Genomic DNA, 21877 nt, shown 5'->3' on the forward strand with positions numbered 1-21877 from the left:
AAGAATTAAAACAAAACTAAAAGGATTGTCCCCTGTGCAATACAGAGTTCAATCCTTAGTAGCTGCTTAATATATTTGTCTAATTTTTTGGGTTCAGTTCATACATGACTGGTCTTTTACATTCATACATTTAACTTTCATTAACACTTATATTCATTTTCTAATAACAACTTGAATAACATCAGCTAAACCAGTGTGCCCTTTCCCTTCAATTCGCTCTTGTTCGCCATTAAAGAAATGAATTACCTTATGTTCTTCACACCAAGTAAGGATATCAATTGGATTATACAGCATATCAACATCTTTTGGTCCACCAGTACCATAGTTTATTTGTTTTTTTGAGTAAACTTCAAACATAATTAAACCACCAGGCTTTATCGTTTGTATCATTTTACCTAATATCATTTTTTTATAATTATCATGAAAATGTCCAAATACCATAATTGCTGCATCATATTCATTTTCTGGCAAACTATCAGCTAATAAATCTACTTTTTTTGTATGCACGTTTACGTTATGCTTCTCTGCCAATTTTTTTGTCTTCTCTAATCCATCTTCCGAATAATCAATAGCTGTTACTTCGTTCCCTTGTCTTGCTAGAAATACAGCATTTCTACCTTCTCCCTCCGCGAAAGCTATTACTTTATTGTGATTTGCTAAACGAAATGCTTGTTCTTTAATAAATGTATTAGGTTCTTCCCCGTAAAAATATTCATCTGATTTATATCGATCATTCCAAAATTTAGTCATCATCTTCTCTCCTTCTTCATATCATTTTCTAACTACAATTAAAGATATCGAAGAGTCTTTTTATCCTTAATTAATTTAAAAATAAAAGCAGATTAAAAATCCACTTTTATTTTTTTCGCAAGATCTACGATTTTTTGATTTCGTAACTCTTCTTCCATTTTCTCTTCTGCTGCGAGCATTACTTCATTAATTAAACATCCAGGTTTGTCATGTAAACAACATTCAAACAATGATGTTTTACCTTCAATTGCATGTATAATATCTAAAAATGAAATATCTTCCCAATTCTTACTAAGCGAGTAACCGCCCTTTGGACCAGATGATGAATGTATCATCCCTTCCTTCGTCAACTTAGTTAGTATTTTAGACAAGTACGTTGGTGAAACATTTTGCATTTCTGCTAATTGGTGAACACTAACTAACTTATTTGGTGTAGCCTTTGCCAGAAAAAGCATTGTATGAAGAGCATAATTTGTAGCTTTAGAATATTTCATAATACAGCTCCTATTGTAGACTTCATGTATCTACAATAACTTTATTTTTTTATTATGTCAAACGTTTGTAATACTCCATACAACATTATTTCTTCACAAGTAATACATCTGCCGCGCAAATCGTCACTTCTCTAAATGGAGAGTCAAATAAAACACCTAGTTCAAAACCATCTTCAGTAAGAGCTATTTCATGATATAACCACCAAGCATTTTCAAAGCTTTCCGGCATAGAACACTTTGTTACTCCTATAAAGGTTACTTCAAGTTTATCAAATTCACTAAAAGTACCACTGCAATCTAATACGATAGACAAAGTATCTTCTGATTCTCTCTTTATTACTTTAATTACACTATCGTGTAGTGATGTCTTGTGTAACTGAGCGACATTTGACGGAAGTTTTTTCTCAATGGAATTAAAATATTCTACGTATAATTGATCTAATTGTGCCACTCTTTTCTCATAATCTGTTGTCCACTTTTGCATACGTTTTTTCAGTTCACCTGATGGGTATTCTGAATTAATTGTGATGTTTTGTATAATTGAGTATATCGATTCAGGAAGGAATTTTAATAAATCTATTTTCCTTTCCTCTATTTCTTCCTTTAAACTTTGTATATCCATTTCTGACCATTCTTTTATAGACTCTATAAAACTTACAAATTCTAAAACTTGCATTTTTTTATACCAATCTCTTGTAAAATATTTCAATGACACCTCTCCTAAAACATTTTTAAATCCAGTAAAAACAATATATCCACTTATTATATCATTCCAATAACTATTTTTTCTAAAGAAAAAATGTAAAACTGTAAATATTCCGCCTATTTTTTCTAAAACTTCAGAATATTTATAAAAGTATAAAATTAGAATACATTTTAGCTGTACAAGATTCACCTGTACAAAAATTCAAACAAAAAGGGATGGTTATATGTTGAAGAAATTAGTAGCAGGAACATTAGTAGCGGGTTTTGCATTAACTGGAGGACTAGGTGTGGTAAGTGCTGAAGAAAAAAGCAACACAATTAAGTCATTTGATTATTTAAAAGTGGATGAACAAAATGTTAATTCATTTGCAAAATTAAATGATCAGGATAAGAAAAATATCCAAATTACTATGGTATTACCAGAGCAAAATGAAAATGGGGATTGGCTAGCTTATGGTTTTACTAGTCGTGAAACATTAGATGCGTATATTGAAAAGGATAAAAAAGCAATTAAAAATAAAATTAATCCTTTAGGTAGCGGTGCTGGTAGTACTGATTTTTATGAACATAAAGATAAAGGTGGCCAATACATTTACTGGAGCAGCGGATTTAAAAACTTACCATCTAGCTGGAATGACAGAATTTCTTCTGTAAGTACAGCGTCACCTTCTGCAAGTTATTCAACGACACTTTGGGAGCACACTTCAACACAAGGATATGGAAAAGGCGTTTTATTTAAACATGCTGATTGGTACGGTAAAACTGCTAATTTAGCTGCTGATTGGAACGATATTACTTCAGCGATTGAAATTAAATAGTAATAAGACATTTAATTTCTTCTATAAAAATTCAAACCACTATTCTCTCTTTCATTTAGAGAATAGTGGTTTATCATATTTCTATTTAAGCATGTACAGCATGTCCTACTGCTTGCATTAACGCTTCATGAATCGCCTCAGATAAAGTTGGATGTGCTGCAATATAATCTCTCATTATATCAGCGGTAACTTCTGTATGAATCATTACGGTTCCTTGACCAATAAGTTCAGTTGCATAAGGACCGATAATAGAAATCCCTACAATTTCTTGGTATTTAGGTTCCACAATGACTTTTACTTTCCCTACTTGTTCTCCTAAAATAAGAGCTTTTCCGTTCGCTGTAAAAGGAAATTCTCCGATGAGAATATCACCATATTGTTCTCTTGCACCTTTTTCACTTAACCCGACACTAGCTATTTCTGGAGCTGTGTATATACATCGAGGCACAGCGTGATAATTTACTTTCACGTCTTCTCCACTTGCGTGTAATGCTGCTGTCGTTCCTTCATGGAAGGCAACGTGAGCAAGCTGAATTCCACCGATCACATCACCAGCTGCGTAAATATGTGATACGTTCGTTTGCATATGTTCGTTCACAGCAATCCCTTTATTTGAAAACTGAACCCCTGCTTTTTCTAAATCTAATTGTTGTACACGTGGTTTTCGGCCGACAGAAATGAGAACATATTCCGGGTTAGCTTCTTGGATACTACCTTCATATTCAAATGAAGCTTGCTTCTTATAATTATTTAATCCTTTTAAAGCAGCTCCTGTAAATATTTCTACGCCATCACTTTCTAATTTCTCTCTTAAAATATGTGCGATATCTTCATCTTCACCTGGTAATAATTGCGGTGCCATTTCAACAATCGTAACTTTTGTCCCAAGGCGACTATAAATACTTGCAAACTCACATCCTATTACACCACCGCCAACGATTAACAATGAAGATGGTACACTCTCAAGAGACATCGCATGGCTACTATTTAAAATCCATTTTCCATCAAACGGAGCGAATGGTAATTCTGTAGGTTCGGAACCAGCTGCGATAATAAACCTCTCTCCATCCACTACTTCTTCTTTATTTCCTTGTACAACTCGCACACGATGATCCGTTTCGAATTTCGCTTTTCCTTTTACAACTTTAATTTTATTTTTCTTCATTAAATATTGTATTCCTTGGACGAGTTGCATTACGATTTGTGATTTCCTTGCCTGTATTTGATCCCAATCAATTGATATACTTCCTGTATTAAGCGTAACCCCATAATCATTCGCTTTTCTCACAATGTCATGCACTTCTGCACTTTCTAACAATGATTTCGTCGGCATACACCCAACATTTAAACACGTTCCGCCAAGGTCAGCTTCATCAATAAGAGTGACCTCTTTTCCATTTTGAGCCGCGGTAATTGCCGCTACATATCCAGCTGGTCCGCCTCCAATTACAACTAATTTACTCATTCTCTCACCTTCTCTTTATAAAAGAATTGTTATAGGTTCTTCTAAATAATATTTAATTGTGCGTAAAAATGCAGCTGCTGGTGCACCGTCTAGTACACGATGATCGAATGTTAAACTTAAAGGTAACATACTACCTTTTTTAAATTTTTTCCCTTTATATACAGGAACATGTTCAATTGCGCCAATACCTAAAATACCAGTCTCAGGTGTATTTAATACAGGTGTGAAATATTCAATACCAAAGCTACCTAAATTACTAATTGTAAATGTCGTTCCGTGCATATCATCACTACTTAAGCTACCTGCTCGCGCCTTTTGTGCCATATCCTTAATCTCTTTAGACAACTCTACTAAAGATAAATTATTTGCAAAGCGAATAGCTGGAACGACTAATCCTTTTTCTAATGCGACTGCTATGCCTAAATGCACATGTTCAAATTGATGAATGGCATCATCTATATAAGCGCTGTTCATTTCTTTATGCTCTCTAAGCGCTAATACAACAGCACGAGAAACGAAATCCGTAATGGTTAGTTTGTTTTCGTATCGTTTTTGCACAACTTCCGCTATGTCTTTATGTAATGCAACTAAATCTGTAACATCTACTTTCATCGTTAACGTTAATTGCGCACTATTTTGTAAGCTTGCATGCATACGACTCGCAATTGCTTTTCTCATACCAGTAACAGGAACGACTGTACTTTCTTCTTGTTCAGGTACTTCTGGATTTGCTACTCTTTCTTCTAGCGCCTTTAATACATCTGCCTTTGTAATCCTTCCGCCAGGACCTGTACCAACTAATGCCTTGATATCCAGATTTTCAGACTTTGCAATTTTCTTCGCTACAGGTGAAATTTTAATTCTTTGCTTCGATACTTCTTTCCCATTTGGTTCTTGATTTTGTACATTTTGTACTTCTATATTAGATGTTTTTTCTTCTATAACATGTGTGCTTTCCTGCATTTCTACTTTTTCATTCGGTTTACCGATGTAGCAAATTACAGTACCAGGCGGCACTCCTTCATCTTCACTTACAGCTATATCAAGTACCGTACCATCAGCTGGCGCTTCAATTTCCGTTTCAATTTTTTCTGAATTAATACTAGCAATCAGTTCTCCTTTTGCTACATTATCGCCTGCTTTAATATTCCAGCTCGTAATAATACCTTCTTTCATCGCCATACCTAACTTCGGCATTACAACTTCTACAGCCATGTGTCTCTCTCCCTTCTCATCGTTTTATTACACATGTAATAAAGATTGGTCTCCAATCATTTCTGATACAGTTTCAATTACTTTTTCTGGCGTTGGCAAATACAACTTTTCAAGTGGTGGTGAGAACGGAACAGGTGTATGTGGTGCTGTAATTCGTTTAATAGGTGCATCTAACAAATCAAAACCTTTATCCGCTACAATTGCCGCAATATCTGTTGCGATACTACATCTTGGATTCGCTTCGTCAATAACGATAAGACGATTTGTTTTTTCAACAGATGATAAAATAGTATCTTCATCAAGCGGTGATAAAGATCGTGGATCAATTACTTCTACTTCAAGCCCCTTTTTCGATAATTGCTTTGCAGCTGCAAGTGCTGTATGAACTTGTTTTCCGATTGCGACAATTGTTACATCAGAACCTTCTCGTTTAATATCTGCTTTTCCTAAAGGAATTGTATAATACCCTTCCGGCACTTCACCTTTCATATTGTAAAGTGTTTTATCTTCAAAGAAGATTACTGGATCATCATCTTCAATTGCTGCTAATAATAAGCCTTTTGCATCATACGGCGTGGAAGGAACAACAACTTTAATACCTGGTATGCTCGTAAATAATGCGTACAAACTTTGTGAATGCTGAGCTGCTGCACTAAAACCAGCACCATGCATCGTACGTACTGTAACGGGTACTTTTGCTTTACCTCCAAACATATAACGGAATTTCGCACCTTGGTTTAATACTTGGTCAAGACAACTACCGATAAAATCATTAAACATTAACTCAGCTATCGGACGTAACCCAGTTGCAGCAGCTGCCATCGCAGCTCCCATATAACCCGCTTCAGAAATTGGTGTATCCAATATACGATTTCGGCCAAACTCTTGTACAAGTCCTTTCGTAACACCAAGAACACCACCCCAAGCTTCATCATCTTGCAGATGATCAACTTGTGCACCGCCTGCAACATCTTCACCTATTAAAATTACATTTTCATCACGACGCATTGAGATTTTCATCGCTTCATTAATTGCAGTTGACATACTTACTGTTCTAGTCATAATTTTTCACCCTCCTCTTATTTGTAAGAAACGTATACATCTTTTAATAATTCTTCATCGTCTGGGTATGGACTATTTTCACTAAATTCAATGGATCTTTGTACTGCATCATCTACTGCTTTTTCCATATCAACAAGTTCAGATTCCGTTAATAAACCTTCATGAATTAAATGCTTACGGAAATTCACAATCGCATCTTTTTCATTTAAATGTTCTTCTTTTTCTTCTGATGTTTTATATGTTTGCGCTTCACCTTCAAAATGACCGTAATTACGATATGTCATACATTCAATAATTGTTGGACCATCACCATTACGCGCACGTTCCACTGCTTCTGCAGCAGCTTTATATACAGCTAGAAGATCTTTTCCATCTACTTGAACGCCTGGAATATTATAAGCTTTTGCACGATCCGCAATAGAATCACAACTTGAAGCATATTCAAATGTAGTTGCTTCACCGTAACCGTTATTTTCTGCAATAAAAATAACTGGTAACTTCCAAATCGCCGCTAAATTAACCCCTTCATGGAATGTTCCTTCATTATTTGCTCCGTCACCGAAGAAACAAACACTTACATCTTTTGTTCCTTTATATTTAGCTGTCAATGCTGAACCGCAAGCAAGTGGGAAACCCCCGCCTACAATGCCATTAGCACCAAGCATTCCTTTATCTAAATCCGCAATATGCATGGAACCGCCTTTACCTTTACATAATCCTGTCGCTTTCCCGAAAAGTTCAGCCATCATACCATTTAAATCACAACCTTTTGCGATACAATGTCCATGACCTCTATGTGTACTTGTAATACTGTCACTATCCGTTAAGTGGGCACATACACCAACTGCTACCGCTTCTTCACCTGCGTATAAATGAACGAAACCTGGCAAAACGCCTTGCGCGAACAATTCATGTACCTTATCTTCAAACTTACGAATCTCTAACATTTTTTCATACATCCAACGAGCTTGTTCTTTCGTAATTTCATTCCCTTTACTTTCAGTTGTTTTTAACATGTCCAGCCCTCCTATTTTCTTGATCATCTTTTATATTGCAAGTACCGTGCCAAATTCTAATCCTTGATTTAATAGGTTTTCTCTTTTCTTTCATAATAAAAAAGTGGACAAAATGAGACATCTGTCTCGTTTTGTCCACTTTTGTTCACCTAATTTGAGAACTATTATCTTATTCATTATCAAAGCTCTGCTGTAATTTTCGGATGTAAATAATTTGGCCAATATGATATGCATTATGAGTTGTTACATTCGCTAACACTTCCCACCACTTTGCAGAAACAGGAAATCCTACTACATCACTTTCAACCTTTTCTTCATTTATAAGATTTTGCCATTGTAACAGTTTTTCTAGTAGTTTTTCCCGTAATTCATCGAAAGTTTGATTATCTGAAAGCATAAAACTTTTGTTATTATCTCCTATAGAGGGTACTGCATTAACATTTGATTCTTTATACCTAGTTTGCCACGTAGAGTTCCAATACAGTAAATGTTGTACGATTTCAGCTATACTATTACTCTCTTCATTCGGTTTCCAGAAAGCTTCCCTCTCAGATAAATCCTTAACTGCATCTGAAAATGGCATATACCAACTGGGATCATTTGCATTTGCTAATAACTGATCTGCTAATACATCTTTCACATGGACCATTTTTCTTCCCTCCTGTTAAAAAGATTCATTTCATGACAATACTCACTTCTCTAAATACGCTGAGTTTGTAAGATTTCCTCTTTTTAAGCATAACCCCATACATATGCACATAAAGAAACCGAAAGCACCTAATACATAAGCTAATGCATAACCACTTCTCCCAATAACCCAGCCCGCAATTCCAGGTCCAATCATTTGCCCAACTGCATAGAAAACAGATATAAAACTAATTGCCATTGAGACATATTTCGGAGATACTTGCTTTGAAGCTGCAACTTGAATTAATAATAGTATACCTCCGAGGCTAGAACCCCAAATAATTGCCGACACGATAAAACCAGTTATATTTCCAAATATAATTGGAGCCATATCACCTATAATAGCTAATAAAAGCGCACTACATAAACTCTTCTTTATACCAATTCGATCCGAAATAAATCCCCAGACAGATGCTCCTACGATTGAAAAGATGCCAGCAATTGCATAAACAGTCCCCGAAATTGATGCTGAGATACCACTATCAATCATAAAACTAGTTTGATATAAATTTGGAATTAAATATACAACACCAACAATAAAATACATCCATGCAATGATATATAGTTCTTTCGTTTTCCATAAAAACGATTTATTACTCATTTTTTGCTCATCTTCAGTAACTTCTGGATTTTTCAAAACAACTGAAGCGGCAAATACAATGATACATGTAATAACTCCAAACAAAAACCATGCACCACGCCAACTATACTCAGGAAATGTGCGCACTACATAAGGAACAATTATTCCACTAAATAGCATACCTATACCTGCACCGCTTAATAACAATCCCATTACAGTTCCTCTTTTGTCTGGAAACCACCCTACCGTTATTGACATGAGTGGTGTATATACAAGAGCACTACCAGCTCCAGCACATAGCATACAAAAAGCAACTATCCAAAATGAAGAAACAAACGCTAATCCCATTAAACTTATAACGACGAACCAACTGCCTATTAATAAAACTGATTTTGCGCCAAAACGGATAGTAAATATTCCAGATGTTCCTACAGTTAATAAATAACCTAAAAAAAGTATGGTTCCTAGCATACCTGATTGAGCCGTAGATAAGTGAAGTCCTTCCTGCATAAATGGCAGTATAATTCCATATGCCATACGGGCGAAACCAGTTGTTGTTATAATAAGAAAGATTCCTATTAATACAAATATCCAAAAATGACTTTCATTCCGCTCTTTCATTTAAATTCCTCCATAAAAAATTATTTCCAATTGGATGTTGATTGTAATTATAATGATTATGACAAAATACAACTACCAAATGGTGGAGGAGTTTACGGTATAACGGATTTTTAATACATACGCAAAATTTCAGAAGGTTTCATTCCATATTTCTTTTTAAATGACTCTGAAAAATGACTAATATTATTGTATCCAACAGCAACTGCCGTTTCGGTCACATTACTAGTTCCCGAACGCAATAAAAGCATTGCTCTTTCCATTCGCTGTTCTCTTAAATATGCAAATGTGGACGTGCCAAATAATTCTTTAAAACCAATTTTTAATTTATAATCATTTAATCCTACTATTTTAGCCAATTCTAATAATGATGGGGGTGACTCCATTCTTTGAAGTAAAATTTCTTCAGCTTGTTTTATTTTATTTAAATCCTTTTTGGATAATTGGCTCCTTTTATTTGCATCACGATCATTCAGTAATACTTTCCCAAAGTATATAGAAAGCAATTCGAGCGCTTTACTTTCTATTTCGAGTTGATTAATACGATCCTTTTGGGGATTCTCTAACATTCTCTTAATAATATTAGATGTTAGGGCATCAATGGGGGTTTGAAACTTTTTAAAAGATTGATTTCCTATTATAGTATGAAAATCATGACTTTTTTCAATAGCACAATTTAGCATGAAATGATTAAACAACTGTACAGGAATTCCAATTGCTAATGAATATAGTGGAGTTTCTTTTTCATATTCAAATAGAACTTCAAAGTCATTCATAAAATATAAATAGCTATTCCCAGCCATTAATTTATTTGTAGAGTAACCAACTTGTACTTCCCCGGATCCTTGTAAACAAAAATTAAGTTCCACCATTGCTGCATCCGATGCAAATTGAATGCGATGGTTTTTATGAAACTGGTAATTTGATAGCACTATTTCCATTCCAGAAAACGAGCTCCACCTTCGCACTTCACCCATACCTATTGTTTTTGGCACATACATATATCTTTCTTCTACAACTTGTAACCCATGAAAATATTTACTAAAAATATCATGAAAACTGTTAGTCTTCATGAAATCCACACTCCTTTTATATACAAATTACAATCAATTGATAATCATTTTCAATTATAACGAATATCTTTATACAATAAATAGCTTTTACCTTTATATCTCGTTATGATAAAAGAAAAAGAAAGCGAGCCGACAATGAATAAAAAAATTGCAATTATTACTGGGGCTTCAAGTGGATTCGGCCTATTAGCAACGCTTGAACTTGCGAAAAAAGACTATTTAGTCATTGCTACAATGCGAAACCTAGAAAAACAAGGAACCTTACTATCTCAAGTTACTGAACTCAACTTACAGCAAAATATAAAAGTTCAACAATTAGATGTAACAGATCAAAATTCTATACATAACTTTCAATTATATATAAAAGAAATAAACAGAGTAGACCTACTTATTAATAACGCAGGATATGCAAATGGGGGCTTTGTAGAAGAAATTCCAGTAGAGGAATACCGCAAACAATTTGAAACGAACCTATTTGGGGCTATATCAATTACTCAGCTTGTCTTACCGTATATGAGAAAACAAAGAAGTGGAAAAATCATTAATATTAGCAGCATTAGCGGCCAAGTTGGATTCCCTGGTTTATCTCCTTATGTATCTTCAAAATATGCATTAGAAGGCTGGAGTGAATCACTTCGCTTAGAAGTAAAACCTTTCGGAATAGATGTTGCTTTAATTGAACCAGGTTCTTATAACACAAACATATGGGAGGTTGGGAAACAACTCGCTGAAAACCAATCTGATACAACATCTCCTTACAAAGAGTATATGGATAAAATACAAAAACATATTAATAGCGGCAGTGATACATTTGGTAATCCGATAGATGTTGCTAATAAAATTGTAGAAATTGCTGAATCTAAGCGTACAAATTTACGATATCCAATCGGTAAAGGTGTGAAATTTATGATCTTTGCGAAGAAGATTCTTCCTTGGAGATTGTGGGAATATCTTGTTTTGAGGAGTTTTAGGAAGTTGTAAATAAAAAGAGTAACTATCAAGATAAATAATGGTAGCTACTCTTTTTAAATATTCATCATAAAAAAACAAAACGATATTAATATGTAGAAAGAGGATCAAAATAAAGTAACATTGAAACCATAAAAACAAATGCGAAGAATCCAATTATAGAAAGAATATATTCCTTTGTTTCTCTGTTATACTTCCATTCCATCCATACGCGTAATAAGGAAATTGCTCCAAAATAAGTAAGTACAGCAATTCCTATATTAGCATTTTCTACTTTGAACAGATAAATAAAACTTACTATAAGATATATGATAAAAAGACCTATTTCTAATTTTACATGTAAACCATTTACATGTTTATATATCCAAACATTCCCCTTTGGCATATTTAATTTTTTCCTTAAAAACTTTTCTAAAAAATATCCTCCAATTATCATACTAATAACTATAATCCAAATAGTAGAGTTGCCCATTGCATTCCCTCCTATTAAATTAATTATGTTTTCGTAACAAAGTGGACTATATAATTTTTTAATGTTTCGATAATATCTTCATTTTCTTTATGCTTACTTCTTTAGTAGTAGTTTTATCAAGACATGTTTTATGTATTGTACAGCAACAATCTATTTCCCATCCTTTTCTTCGGGATGTATAACTTTTTTCTTGCTATTTTTTCAAAATGAATGCAGATAGTACTCATAAAATTAATAGAGTTATTTTTCTAATTGACAAAAAAACTATCCTTTTATTTTCTTACTTTCATTTTCTCCGGCTGATCACTCGGATACGTAGCATTCTCTTTATTTTCAACGTCCCAACTAATTATAGTCGCACTATCACGTCCCAACTGATGATGCACGTGTTCTAAAACATTGTGAATATTTTCTTTAAGTGTTTTATCATTTCTGTTCATAGCATTATACAAATTTACAGGTATTTCATATCGGCGTTCCCCGCATTCTAATACTCCATCTGTCACCATTACAATTCGGTTCTTTCCAGTACGTAATTCACGAATACCTGATGAATAGCAAGGAACAGGTAAATCAAATGTGTTTACATTTCCAATCCATTCGTAAAAATGACGTTGATTTAATGCATATTGTCCTAACTTATGTAACTCTTCATGAAATACATACACTAAACAATCACCGATAGAAAGCCACCATATATAATTTTCTTTCCTTACACATAGTAAGCAAGCTGTTTCACCTTTAATTTTTTTGCACTTTTCCTTAAATGAAGATGCCTGAAAAATTGTCAGTATATGATTTTCAACAGATTGAAACACTGTATTAATTGGTTCATTCAAAATTACTTTTATATTTTCATATTCTTTTTCGATTGTATTTACTACTAAATCAACACTTTCTGCACTATTATGTCCATCTAATATAGCTGCAAATTCCCATTCGCCATTTGACCAAACTAATGCACCATCTTCATTCTTTTTCGCTCCAGCACTTATATTCCCACCATATTTACCAAGTACAATATCACCATATTGTTTAACTGAAATTTCTCCTAAACACATTTCTATATTTCCAACCCATGAATATTGTGTATTATTTTTTGTATGCATACTCATTTACCATATACTTTCGTATTCTTTCACATAGTTTTTTTATTTTCTCTTCGTCACCATATGGTGCGCCAGTCCATTTCGCTATCTCGGTTGGTGACCAAAACTCTTTTGGTGTATTCGGATAACGCGGAATAATGTGCATATGCATATGTGGTACACCATTTCCTGAAACAAAAGTGTAAATATGCTCTGCACCTTCGCTTTCTTTTAGCGCTTTACTTACTCTACTTGTTATAAGTCCGAACGCTTTCGCTTCTTCATCTGTTAGTTCAGCAAGGCCAGGTACATGTCTTTTTATATCTATCATTACATAACCCAGGTATGTTTCTTCACTATCCCAGTGGACATGTCCAACGTAAACGAGTTCATCTTCGTAAATAGCTCCACCTGGAACTATAATATTTCCTATATGTTTTTTGCAAATGAAACAGTTTTGTTCTATTTGATTGTTTGTTGACATATCCATCACCTTCCTTTTCATATATAATATCACAAAAAAAGGAAAAACAGGTTTAGTATTCAGAATTTTCATTCTTTTGATACAACAATTTTTGAAATGAATTTACATCTCATTATTTCTTCAAAAACGCAATCCCAATTATAATCCCAATCACAATTCCGATTACTAAATTATTTGTAAAGTGCCCTTGAAATACACCAATTACAACTCCTATACCGACACCTATTGCCAAAGCATCATTTCTTTTTTTATTTTTAGCCAAAATTACATCTCCTCCCATCATTTCTCCCTAAATAACATACATTTACTTGAATGTATTAATATAAGGACTATCTCGCTTAAATATTTCCAAAAAATGTACTGTAACTTCACATATAATATTTTCCATTTTCTGTACATACTCCTTTTATATTGGAAAATTTTCAAGTAACTATTAATTATACATAGGCATTTACTATAAGAAAGCTTCGTAATTTATTGAAGGAGGAACGATTCAAATGTATCCTCATTGGAATCCAAATATAAATCAACAGTATGTTTATTCCTCTCATCCCGCAAGGAATACATTGCATCATGATTCACAATATATGATGCAGCGTATTGCAAGTCTTGAAAATCAATTAACTAAATTAATCTCATTAATCGAGGAAAATAATCAATTAATTAAATCAATGGAACAACAAAAAACCAAGTTTGTGCGCCAGCTGGAGGTTCTGTTATCGTTCGTATGTGATCTGGATGCAATAAAAAACACACTTTGTATTATAAAAGTGTGTTTTTTATTCATTATTTTCTTTTCGTATGGAACCCTTGTGTAATTCGATCTAATATAATTGCGATTACTACGATAGCTAATCCAGCTTCAAATCCCATTCCGATATTAACTTGTGTTACAGAGCGATATACATCAACTCCAAGTCCTGGAGCTCCTACAAGTGATGCTGTTACAACCATCGATAACGAAAGCATAATGCTTTGGTTCACACCAGCCATAATCGTTCCGGTTGCAAGTGGTAATTGTACTTTAAATAGTTTTTGTGATGCCGTGGATCCAAACGCATTCGCTGCTTCAATTAAATCTTCTGGAACTTGTCTAATTCCTAAGTCAGTAAAACGAATTGTCGGTGGCATTGCAAAGATTACTGATGCAATAATTCCAGGTACTACACCTACTCCGAAAAATGTAATCGCTGGAATAAGGTATACGAATGCAGGCATTGTTTGCATAAAATCTAATGTTGGTTTTAAAAATTTTGAGAAACGTTCATTTTGAGATGCTAATATACCAATTGGAATTCCGACAATAATTGAAATAATAACAGACGTAAGTACGAGTGCCAATGTTTGCATCGTTTGTGCCCAGTAGTTAATATTCAAAATAAATAATAATCCAATAAGCGTAAAAATGACTAAAGATAATTTCCTCGTTGTGTACCAAATGAGGAAACATAAGATAATAATCATCAATATGGCGGGTATTATTGTTAAAAAATTAGTGAGTAAATCAACAAATCCGCCAATAATATAAGAGAATCCTCGGAATAAGCCTTCAAAGTGCTCATATAAACTTGCAACAAATGAGTCGACCCATTCCCCTAATGGAATCCGCGGTATACTATTCATCGTCTTTCACCTCTTCCTCAATGTTTCCTGCAAGAGCTTGAATGACACTTTCACGTTTAATAATTCCTCTTAGCCTTTTCTTCTCATCGATTACTGGTAACGGATATTTCATCTCTGCCATTTTTGCATATGTCTCTTCCAGTAAAGTATCCAAATACACATGCGGAATATCATTAAGTAATAAATCAGCAATCGGCCACTGTTTTTGTACTGCTTTACTCGCATCATCCGCAGTTAATATACCTAAAAACTCATACTTTTTGTTTACAACATATACAGTTGAAACACCTGCATTCCTCATAATTTGAAGGGCTACACGAGGTCCACGATCAATTAATAAAGTTTCTGGTCGTTTTAAAATAGACTCCGCCGTAATTACTTTTCCTAAATTCACATCCGCAACAAACTTTTCTACAAATTCATTAGCGGGGCTCATCATAATTTCTTCTGGTGTTCCAATTTGGACGATTTCTCCATCTTTCATTAATGCGATACGATCTCCAATTCGAAGCGCTTCGTCTAAATCATGCGTAATAAATATAATCGTTTTTTCCATTTTATCTTGTAACTCTAACAATTCATCTTGCATTTCTTTTCGAATAAGTGGATCTAATGCACTGAATGACTCGTCCATTAGTAATACATCTGGATTATTCGTTAGTGCCCTTGCGATTCCAACGCGCTGTTGCATACCACCACTAAGTTGACTTGGGTAATTATCTTTATGATGATCGAGTCCTACTAACTGTAGCGATTCTAACGCTTTTTTCTCTCGCTCTTCAACCGGAACTCCTTGTATTTCTAAACCATATGCAACATTTTGTATAACTGTACGATGCGGAAATAGAGCGAATTTCTGAAATACCATACTCATTTTCGTTCTTCTTACTCTCCGTAACTCTTCTTTTCCCATCGTTGCGATGTCTTCACCATCTATGTATATATGACCTGCAGTTGGTTTAATCAATTGATTTAACATACGAACTAGCGTAGATTTCCCGCTACCAGACAAACCCATAATAACGAAAATCTCTCCAGAGTAAACTTCAAACGTTGCTTTTTTCACCCCAACGTTCATTCCTGTCTCTTTTAAAATTTCCGATTTACTTTTTCCTTCTTTTAATAAGGAAAGGGCCCTTTGCGGATGTTTCCCGAATACTTTTGTTACGTTTTCAACACGCACCTTTGTATTATCCATGTCACTACTCCTTTTCTACCCATCTATTCACATAGTGTTGCGATTTTACCAAGAAATATTACATAAAAATGACATTCATAAGATTTCTTTAAAATTCTCGTTTCCGTTCATAATAAGAATGCTTACTTATACATTTATTTTATAAGGCAAACGTTACTTAGGAGGTTTTCGATGCGAAAGAAAATTTGGTTTATATGCCTTGCATTATTTATTACTATGATTTTCACTTCATGTAATGCAACAAATGCAAATTCGAAAGGAAAAATTAAACTTGGTGTAACAAGTTGGAAAGAAAATATTGCAACCGCAAACATGTGGAAAGTTTTATTAGAAGAAAAAGGCTACAAAGTTGAGCTCATGTATTTAGAAAAAGCCGCAATTTGGACTGGTGTCGCTCGTGGTGATGTTGATGCGAATTTAGAAGTATGGCTACCAGTTACAGATAAACCGCTAAACGATCGTTATAAAGATGATATTGTCTTAAAATCAAAATGGTACGAAGGTACTGGACTAGGTTTAGTCGTCCCTTCTTATATGAAAAACATAAACAGTATCGAAGATTTAAATGCTCATAAAGATGAACTAGAGAATAAAATTGTCGGTATCGAACCCGGTAGTAGTCTTATGAATTTAACGAATAAAGCAATGAAAGAATATGATATAAAACTAAAACTTGTCCAATCCTCTGAAGCTGCGATGATGAGTGAACTAAAGAAAGCATATACGAAAAAGAAACCAATCGCTGTTACGCTTTGGAATCCGCATTGGGGCTTTTCAGAATTTGACTTAAAATATTTAAAAGACCCTAAGAAAGTATATGGTGAAAAAGATGACATTTATTACTCTGTTCGTAAAGGTTTCGAAAAAGACCATCCGGATATCATAAAATACTTTGACAAATGGAAGATGAACGATGAACAGCTTGGTACATTAATGGTCGAGTTAAATAAAACGAAAGATCCCGAAGAAGCGGCGCGAAAATGGATTAAGAAGAATCAAGCGCTAGTTGATGAATGGATAAAAGATTAATAAAAATAGGCTAGAGGGTTAGCATATCCTCTAGCCTGTTTTTAACTTATTTTTTCGTAACAACGTTATCTACAATCCCATATGCCTTCGCTTCTTCTGCAGTCATAAAATAATCTCTTTCTGTATCATGTGCTACTCTTTCAATCGGTTGCCCCGTTTTTTCTGCAATCATTTTATTAATATCATGCTTTAACTTTAATATTCTTTTCGCAGTTATTTCAATTTCTGTTGCTTGCCCTTGTGCACCACCAAGCGGCTGATGAATCATAATTTCACTGTTAGGGAGAGCAAACCGTTTTCCTTTTGCCCCTGATAATAATAACAATGCACCGAATGATGCCGCAAAGCCCATGCATAGCGTTTGCACATCTGGTTTAATTAAATTCATCGTATCTAATATTGCAAAACCTGCTGTCGTTGAACCGCCAGGGCTATTGATGTATAAGAATATATCTTTTTCTGCATCTTCTGCTTCTAAAAATAATAATTGCGCTACGACACTACTCGCTACTTGATCATTAATTTCTGAGCCGATAATAATAATGCGGTCTTTCAATAACCTTGAATATATATCATAGGAACGTTCTCCTAATTTTGTTTGTTCTACTACATATGGAATTGCATTCATTTTAAATCCCTCCAATACTTGTTATGCTGCGTAAAGCATATAACTGTAGGAAGAAGGGTTTTTCACATTAAATAATAAGACTGGCTGTTTAGATGGTAACTTAGTAAAATCTATTGTCGGAAGAAGCTTCGTTAATAATTCCGGTCTTTCCTCACGAATAGATGTTACAACAACTTCAATATCCTCTGTGAATTCGACTATCTCAATCCCTTCTTCACTTACAGTTTTCAGCCTATTTCTACTCCGAAATAAAGAAGCTTTCACTGCACCTTCTGATACAGAACACACTTTAGCAATATCAGCGATACTATATTGAAAAACATCTTTTAATAATAAAATTGCGGATTGCTGTACATTTAATGAAGACAATACTTTCCCTACCATTTCATGCAAATCTGCAATGTTCTCATGTGGTTCTTCAAATGTGATTTGTTCTCTTATTTTTTCATGAACAGACTTAGACTTCATCTGATCTAACCAACGATTTCTTGCTATTTTATAGACGAGTGTCATACAAATTTCTTTATTTCTATATTTTTGAAGCACTTTACACACTGTTTCTTGGGCGAGATCTTCCCCATCCCATTTGTTTTTCGTTAAAAAAGTACAGTATCTTTTTAACTCTCCATATTGTTCAATTAAAAAGTTTATATTTGAATGATTCATATCGATATGATTCTTTAAAACATGAGTTACTTTTGTGCACAAAATAACCACTCCTTTTCAGCGCTTACTTAATAAACGATTCAACATTAAAAAAAGTTACGGGGATATAAAAAAATAATGTTTATGTTCAATAATTCGCGGTCATAAATATGTTATGTACAATTTTACGTGAGGAGGAACAAATTTGCCAAAATTAACAATTGAAGGTACGGGAACTTTTGATGTGAAAGAAGGAACAAAGTTAGTATTAGCAATTGAGGATAGCGGTGTCAACATTCTTCATCGTTGCGGCGGGAATGCACGTTGTACAACTTGTAGAGTAGAAATACTAGCAGGTGATTTCTGTGAAGCGAGTGCGAATGAGAAACATGCAATGACGGAAAAAGGAATTGAAGATCATTTACGATTATCTTGTCAAATGCGTGTACATAAAGATATAGTCGTTCGTCCGGTACTTACAGTTGAAAATTCAGGTCTTGATGCTGGGCCACGCCCGGCGGAGTAAAGTGATGAATTTAAAACAGCTCGCTGGCGAATATGCTGCTAACTTTGTAAATGATGGCATGAAAATTGGGCTTGGTACAGGTTCTACTGTATATTGGACAATACAAAAATTAGGTGAACGTGTAAAAGAAGGATTATCATTTCAAGCTGTACCGACATCAAAGGAAACTGAAGCATTAGCACAGCAACTAAATATCCCCCTAATTTCGTTAAACGACGTACAAAGCCTTGATCTTACAATTGATGGAGCGGATGAAATTGATTCAAATTTACAACTTATAAAAGGCGGTGGTGGTGCATTACTTCGTGAAAAAATCGTTGCCTCTTCCTCTAAAGAACTAATTATCATTGCTGATGAATCGAAATTTGTAACACATTTAGGTAATTTTCCATTACCTGTTGAAATCATCCCTTTTTCATGGAAACAAACCGAAAATAAAATTCAGTCTTTAGGGTGTCAAACCACATTACGTTTGAAAAATGATGAAACTTATATAACCGATAACAATAACATGATTATCGATTGTATATTCCCTAATCATATTTCTAATCCTGCCCATTTACACACCCAATTAAAAATGATTACTGGTGTAGTTGAAACAGGGTTGTTTATAAGTATGACGAGTACAGCAATTATTGGTACTAAAAATGGGATAAAGAAATTGTAATAAAAGCTAACTTTTTAAAGTTGGCTTTTTAGTATGTTCTTCTTCTCTTAATAGTGCTTTATTATGATATACTAGGAAAACGTAAACTGATTACACTAGAAAGGACTGAACATTTTGCAATCCAAACTTATAACAGAACTTGCTGATTTAGAAACTGCCTTTCATATTCGAAAAGAAGTATTTGTAAAAGAACAAGGTGTCCCTCTTGCAGATGAATTCGATACATTCGATGAAATCGGAGAGCAATGTAAACATATTTTAGTTTATTATCATGAACTTCCTGTAGGCACAGGTCGTATACGATTTGTTGATGGTGTCGGAAAATTAGAACGTATTTGTATTTTAAAAGATTATCGTACATACGGATTAGGTAAAGTCATCATTCAAACGTTAGAAGAACTTGCTCGTAACGAACAAGTTACGAAAGTGAAACTACACGGTCAAACACAAGCTGAAGGATTTTATAAAAAATTAGACTATGAAACTTCTTCTGATATATTTATGGAAGATGGCATTCCGCACATACTTATGACGAAAATGTTATCATAATAAAAAGGGTAGTATATGAATCTTATGTATTCATACACTACCCTTTTTTATTAATAGAAAAGTGAATTCTTAAGATTACCTTTTGCATCAAAGCCCATCATCTCTTAGTTCATACCTAAGTAAAGCTTACACTGTTTTCCATAATGATAATGCATAAATCCAGTTTGGATCACCATTTCCTTGATAACTCTGGACTGCTTCATATACTTTTCCTTCGTGTAGAACTCTATCTCCCTTTTTATATGCTTTTTTTGCATCCCACGCTTCATATGAAGCGCTTTCGGTTTTTGTAGTAATTGTGAATATATCACTCTGTACGGATTCATTTCCAGCTACATCAACAGCTTTCACTACATATTTATAAGTAGTATTAGCGAGCAGATTTTTATCCAAATAAGAAGTTGTATTGGATGTTGCAATCTTTTTCATTGATCCTTCTGTTTCTCTATAAATATCATAATGGTCTACACCAATATTATCGTCAGATGGACTCCACATTAAATCCACACTTGACGCTGTCGTTCCCATACTATGTAATCCTTTTGGTTGTGTTGGTGCTTCTGTATCAGGAGTCTCAACTGTCGTTTTTACTGTAAGCGCTGTACTTTCTGTCGATACATTGCCAGCTGCGTCAATTGCTTTTACAGTATAAGAGTATTCTGTACTTGGTTGTAACTTCTTATCAATAAAATGAGTCCCTGGTACTGTATCAATCATCTCTCCGTTACGGAAGATTTGATATCCTTTTACCCCTACATTATCCGTAGAAGCGTTCCATGTTAGTTCTACACTATTCGCTGTTACTTTTTGCGTCTGAAGTCCATTTGGAATACTTGGTGCTTCTATGTCTGGTTTCACATCATTAATAAGATTAACATCAATTACATTATAGAATGCATTTGCTGTATCAGCTACATCCCATACTGCTAAAATCACATGATATCCACTACGATCAGTAGGTACATTGATTTTATGAGTTAAATTATTTGAAGCTGCAGAACCATCATGTTGTACAGTTCCAATTGGTTCGAAATCTGCTCTTGTTAGCGCTTTATTTGGATTCCATCCTTTTTTAGTAATATAGTAATGCCACTTACTCGTTAAGTGAGGCGCAGTATACTTCCAAGTAAATGTATTTTCCCCACCAGTGATTGTATTTTTAAACCAACGATTTGCTGTTTGTTGATCTAAAATACCACCAAATTTTCCGCCTGCTGAAGCAATTTGTCCATCTACTGGACCACCTTGTGGGAACCCTTTTGGAGCTTCTAAACTTTGTGGTTCATACATAACACTTCCACAGTTTACATTTAGCGCACCATAAGTTGGACTACATAAAGCGGATCGGCTACCGGGCTTTTCAACAAAACCGTGCGCATAAGCATTTTGAGGAATAAGTGTCGTACTAATAATTCCAGCTGTTAATGCTACAACTCCTAAACTTTTTTTGTTCATTTTCATATTTTGTAGTTGTTTTAAAAATCGATTATTCATGTTCATGTCCCCTTCTTGTTAT

General features: G+C 34.2%; 25 protein-coding genes and 1 pseudogene. 7 read left to right on the top strand and 19 right to left on the bottom strand.

Annotated elements, in window-relative coordinates; all coding sequences use genetic code 11:
- Positions 1-153 precede the first annotated feature (153 nt).
- From ES895_RS14485 to ES895_RS14495, 3 genes are all read right to left on the bottom strand, one after another.
- Positions 154-753 carry a class I SAM-dependent methyltransferase gene (locus ES895_RS14485; RefSeq protein ID WP_135238443.1) on the bottom strand — a complete coding sequence of 200 codons (600 nt, stop codon included), beginning with the start codon at positions 751-753 and terminating at the stop codon, positions 154-156.
- A gap of 89 nt (positions 754-842) precedes the next feature.
- On the bottom strand, positions 843-1244 hold the full coding sequence (locus tag ES895_RS14490) for an Rrf2 family transcriptional regulator (protein ID WP_000877650.1): 402 nt from the start codon (positions 1242-1244) through the stop codon (positions 843-845).
- A gap of 85 nt (positions 1245-1329) precedes the next feature.
- Positions 1330-1953, bottom strand: a complete 624-nt coding sequence (locus ES895_RS14495) for a DUF4085 domain-containing protein (protein ID WP_098281305.1) — start codon at positions 1951-1953, stop codon at positions 1330-1332.
- A gap of 220 nt (positions 1954-2173) precedes the next feature.
- Between ES895_RS14495 and ES895_RS14500 the strand changes: the two genes are divergently transcribed.
- On the top strand, positions 2174-2767 hold the full coding sequence (locus ES895_RS14500; protein ID WP_061656032.1) for a hypothetical protein: 594 nt from the start codon (positions 2174-2176) through the stop codon (positions 2765-2767).
- A gap of 85 nt (positions 2768-2852) precedes the next feature.
- Here ES895_RS14500 and lpdA read toward each other — a convergent pair whose 3' ends face one another.
- The 7 genes from lpdA to ES895_RS14535 all read right to left on the bottom strand — a co-directional run bounded on the left by lpdA (position 2853) and on the right by ES895_RS14535 (position 10483).
- The gene (lpdA, locus tag ES895_RS14505; RefSeq protein WP_000041211.1) at positions 2853-4232 is read right to left on the bottom strand and encodes a dihydrolipoyl dehydrogenase; all 1380 of its coding nucleotides are present in this window, start codon (positions 4230-4232) and stop codon (positions 2853-2855) included.
- 15 nt (positions 4233-4247) lie between these two features.
- The gene (locus ES895_RS14510) at positions 4248-5447 is read right to left on the bottom strand and encodes a dihydrolipoamide acetyltransferase family protein (protein ID WP_000257764.1); all 1200 of its coding nucleotides are present in this window, start codon (positions 5445-5447) and stop codon (positions 4248-4250) included.
- 27 nt (positions 5448-5474) lie between these two features.
- Positions 5475-6509, bottom strand: a complete 1035-nt coding sequence (acoB, locus tag ES895_RS14515; RefSeq protein WP_000198898.1) for an acetoin:2,6-dichlorophenolindophenol oxidoreductase subunit beta — start codon at positions 6507-6509, stop codon at positions 5475-5477.
- 17 nt (positions 6510-6526) lie between these two features.
- Positions 6527-7525 (bottom strand): acetoin:2,6-dichlorophenolindophenol oxidoreductase subunit alpha, encoded by a 999-nt coding sequence (gene acoA / locus ES895_RS14520; protein WP_000921275.1) that lies wholly within the window; start codon positions 7523-7525, stop codon positions 6527-6529.
- 169 nt (positions 7526-7694) lie between these two features.
- Entirely contained in the window at positions 7695-8174 is a 480-nt protein-coding gene (locus tag ES895_RS14525; RefSeq protein WP_000233797.1) for a DinB family protein, read from the bottom strand.
- A 42-nt stretch (positions 8175-8216) separates the two neighbouring features.
- A complete protein-coding gene (locus tag ES895_RS14530) occupies positions 8217-9413 on the bottom strand; it encodes an MFS transporter (RefSeq protein WP_000664567.1) in 1197 nt (398 codons plus the stop codon).
- Positions 9414-9523: 110 nt separating this feature from the next.
- Positions 9524-10483: a helix-turn-helix transcriptional regulator gene (locus ES895_RS14535; protein WP_000856359.1), complete on the bottom strand. Its 960-nt coding sequence runs from the start codon at positions 10481-10483 to the stop codon at positions 9524-9526.
- Positions 10484-10618: 135 nt separating this feature from the next.
- Here ES895_RS14535 and ES895_RS14540 point away from each other — a divergent pair, with 135 nt between their 5' ends.
- Complete coding sequence (locus ES895_RS14540; RefSeq protein WP_001034787.1) at positions 10619-11464, top strand: oxidoreductase; 846 nt, start codon at positions 10619-10621, stop codon at positions 11462-11464.
- 76 nt (positions 11465-11540) lie between these two features.
- On the opposite strand, the gene ES895_RS14545 is transcribed toward ES895_RS14540, so the two are convergent.
- The 4 genes from ES895_RS14545 to ES895_RS14560 form a co-directional block, all read right to left on the bottom strand.
- A complete protein-coding gene (locus ES895_RS14545) occupies positions 11541-11924 on the bottom strand; it encodes a DUF4181 domain-containing protein (RefSeq protein ID WP_135238444.1) in 384 nt (127 codons plus the stop codon).
- Positions 11925-12196: 272 nt separating this feature from the next.
- On the bottom strand, positions 12197-13033 hold the full coding sequence (locus ES895_RS14550; protein WP_135238445.1) for a PP2C family serine/threonine-protein phosphatase: 837 nt from the start codon (positions 13031-13033) through the stop codon (positions 12197-12199).
- A complete protein-coding gene (locus ES895_RS14555; RefSeq protein ID WP_003284488.1) occupies positions 13017-13517 on the bottom strand; it encodes an HIT family protein in 501 nt (166 codons plus the stop codon). Before ES895_RS14555 ends, ES895_RS14550 begins: the two co-directional genes overlap by 17 nt.
- Before the next feature lie 91 nt (positions 13518-13608).
- Entirely contained in the window at positions 13609-13776 is a 168-nt protein-coding gene (locus ES895_RS14560; protein WP_000508470.1) for a glycine zipper domain-containing protein, read from the bottom strand.
- Between the two features lie 217 nt (positions 13777-13993).
- On the opposite strand from ES895_RS14560, the pseudogene ES895_RS14565 reads away from it, so the two are divergent.
- Positions 13994-14229 (top strand): annotated as a pseudogene (locus ES895_RS14565) (hypothetical protein).
- A 53-nt stretch (positions 14230-14282) separates the two neighbouring features.
- Here ES895_RS14565 and ES895_RS14570 read toward each other — a convergent pair.
- Together ES895_RS14570 and ES895_RS14575 are read right to left on the bottom strand one after the other, a co-directional pair.
- Positions 14283-15119 carry an ABC transporter permease gene (locus tag ES895_RS14570; RefSeq protein WP_001084760.1) on the bottom strand — a complete coding sequence of 279 codons (837 nt, stop codon included), beginning with the start codon at positions 15117-15119 and terminating at the stop codon, positions 14283-14285.
- Positions 15112-16317: a quaternary amine ABC transporter ATP-binding protein gene (locus ES895_RS14575; protein ID WP_000370606.1), complete on the bottom strand. Its 1206-nt coding sequence runs from the start codon at positions 16315-16317 to the stop codon at positions 15112-15114. Before ES895_RS14575 ends, ES895_RS14570 begins: the two co-directional genes overlap by 8 nt.
- 171 nt (positions 16318-16488) lie before the next feature.
- On the opposite strand from ES895_RS14575, the gene ES895_RS14580 reads away from it, so the two are divergent.
- Positions 16489-17346 carry a glycine betaine ABC transporter substrate-binding protein gene (locus ES895_RS14580; RefSeq protein WP_001227619.1) on the top strand — a complete coding sequence of 286 codons (858 nt, stop codon included), beginning with the start codon at positions 16489-16491 and terminating at the stop codon, positions 17344-17346.
- Between the two features lie 46 nt (positions 17347-17392).
- Here ES895_RS14580 and clpP read toward each other — a convergent pair whose 3' ends face one another.
- Complete coding sequence (gene clpP / locus ES895_RS14585; protein ID WP_000991611.1) at positions 17393-17974, bottom strand: ATP-dependent Clp endopeptidase proteolytic subunit ClpP; 582 nt, start codon at positions 17972-17974, stop codon at positions 17393-17395.
- Between the two features lie 21 nt (positions 17975-17995).
- Entirely contained in the window at positions 17996-18682 is a 687-nt protein-coding gene (locus tag ES895_RS14590) for an RNA polymerase subunit sigma-70 (protein ID WP_000337519.1), read from the bottom strand.
- Positions 18683-18824: 142 nt separating this feature from the next.
- Between ES895_RS14590 and ES895_RS14595 the strand changes: the two genes are divergently transcribed.
- The 3 genes from ES895_RS14595 (at position 18825) to ES895_RS14605 (ending at position 20361) form a co-directional block, all read left to right on the top strand.
- Entirely contained in the window at positions 18825-19145 is a 321-nt protein-coding gene (locus ES895_RS14595; protein ID WP_001125395.1) for a 2Fe-2S iron-sulfur cluster-binding protein, read from the top strand.
- Between the two features lie 4 nt (positions 19146-19149).
- Complete coding sequence (gene rpiA / locus ES895_RS14600; protein ID WP_001049987.1) at positions 19150-19812, top strand: ribose 5-phosphate isomerase A; 663 nt, start codon at positions 19150-19152, stop codon at positions 19810-19812.
- A gap of 114 nt (positions 19813-19926) precedes the next feature.
- Positions 19927-20361, top strand: coding sequence for a GNAT family N-acetyltransferase (locus ES895_RS14605; RefSeq protein ID WP_001190864.1), 435 nt, complete (start codon positions 19927-19929; stop codon positions 20359-20361).
- Between the two features lie 126 nt (positions 20362-20487).
- On the opposite strand, the gene ES895_RS14610 is transcribed toward ES895_RS14605, so the two are convergent.
- Positions 20488-21855 (bottom strand): lytic polysaccharide monooxygenase, encoded by a 1368-nt coding sequence (locus tag ES895_RS14610; RefSeq protein ID WP_001065164.1) that lies wholly within the window; start codon positions 21853-21855, stop codon positions 20488-20490.
- Between the last annotated feature and the right edge of the window lie 22 nt (positions 21856-21877).

The sequence above is a fragment of the Bacillus sp. 007/AIA-02/001 genome (assembly GCF_004634455.1).
GTDB lineage: Bacteria > Bacillota > Bacilli > Bacillales > Bacillaceae_G > Bacillus_A > Bacillus_A cereus.

What these genes read in the sequence shown, in the direction of transcription:
- ES895_RS14485 (WP_135238443.1), bottom strand. Translation starts at nt 753, where the DNA reads ATGATGACTAAATTTTGGAATGATCGATATAAATCAGATGAATATTTT.
- ES895_RS14490 (WP_000877650.1), bottom strand. Translation starts at nt 1,244, where the DNA reads ATGAAATATTCTAAAGCTACAAATTATGCTCTTCATACAATGCTTTTT.
- ES895_RS14500 (WP_061656032.1), top strand. Translation starts at nt 2,174, where the DNA reads ATGTTGAAGAAATTAGTAGCAGGAACATTAGTAGCGGGTTTTGCATTA.
- lpdA (WP_000041211.1), bottom strand. Translation starts at nt 4,232, where the DNA reads ATGAGTAAATTAGTTGTAATTGGAGGCGGACCAGCTGGATATGTAGCG.
- ES895_RS14510 (WP_000257764.1), bottom strand. Translation starts at nt 5,447, where the DNA reads ATGGCTGTAGAAGTTGTAATGCCGAAGTTAGGTATGGCGATGAAAGAA.
- acoB (WP_000198898.1), bottom strand. Translation starts at nt 6,509, where the DNA reads ATGACTAGAACAGTAAGTATGTCAACTGCAATTAATGAAGCGATGAAA.
- acoA (WP_000921275.1), bottom strand. Translation starts at nt 7,525, where the DNA reads ATGTTAAAAACAACTGAAAGTAAAGGGAATGAAATTACGAAAGAACAA.
- ES895_RS14525 (WP_000233797.1), bottom strand. Translation starts at nt 8,174, where the DNA reads ATGGTCCATGTGAAAGATGTATTAGCAGATCAGTTATTAGCAAATGCA.
- ES895_RS14530 (WP_000664567.1), bottom strand. Translation starts at nt 9,413, where the DNA reads ATGAAAGAGCGGAATGAAAGTCATTTTTGGATATTTGTATTAATAGGA.
- ES895_RS14535 (WP_000856359.1), bottom strand. Translation starts at nt 10,483, where the DNA reads ATGAAGACTAACAGTTTTCATGATATTTTTAGTAAATATTTTCATGGG.
- ES895_RS14540 (WP_001034787.1), top strand. Translation starts at nt 10,619, where the DNA reads ATGAATAAAAAAATTGCAATTATTACTGGGGCTTCAAGTGGATTCGGC.
- ES895_RS14545 (WP_135238444.1), bottom strand. Translation starts at nt 11,924, where the DNA reads ATGGGCAACTCTACTATTTGGATTATAGTTATTAGTATGATAATTGGA.
- ES895_RS14550 (WP_135238445.1), bottom strand. Translation starts at nt 13,033, where the DNA reads ATGCATACAAAAAATAATACACAATATTCATGGGTTGGAAATATAGAA.
- ES895_RS14555 (WP_003284488.1), bottom strand. Translation starts at nt 13,517, where the DNA reads ATGAAAAGGAAGGTGATGGATATGTCAACAAACAATCAAATAGAACAA.
- ES895_RS14560 (WP_000508470.1), bottom strand. Translation starts at nt 13,776, where the DNA reads ATGGGAGGAGATGTAATTTTGGCTAAAAATAAAAAAAGAAATGATGCT.
- ES895_RS14570 (WP_001084760.1), bottom strand. Translation starts at nt 15,119, where the DNA reads ATGAATAGTATACCGCGGATTCCATTAGGGGAATGGGTCGACTCATTT.
- ES895_RS14575 (WP_000370606.1), bottom strand. Translation starts at nt 16,317, where the DNA reads ATGGATAATACAAAGGTGCGTGTTGAAAACGTAACAAAAGTATTCGGG.
- ES895_RS14580 (WP_001227619.1), top strand. Translation starts at nt 16,489, where the DNA reads ATGCGAAAGAAAATTTGGTTTATATGCCTTGCATTATTTATTACTATG.
- clpP (WP_000991611.1), bottom strand. Translation starts at nt 17,974, where the DNA reads ATGAATGCAATTCCATATGTAGTAGAACAAACAAAATTAGGAGAACGT.
- rpiA (WP_001049987.1), top strand. Translation starts at nt 19,150, where the DNA reads ATGAATTTAAAACAGCTCGCTGGCGAATATGCTGCTAACTTTGTAAAT.
- ES895_RS14610 (WP_001065164.1), bottom strand. Translation starts at nt 21,855, where the DNA reads ATGAATAATCGATTTTTAAAACAACTACAAAATATGAAAATGAACAAA.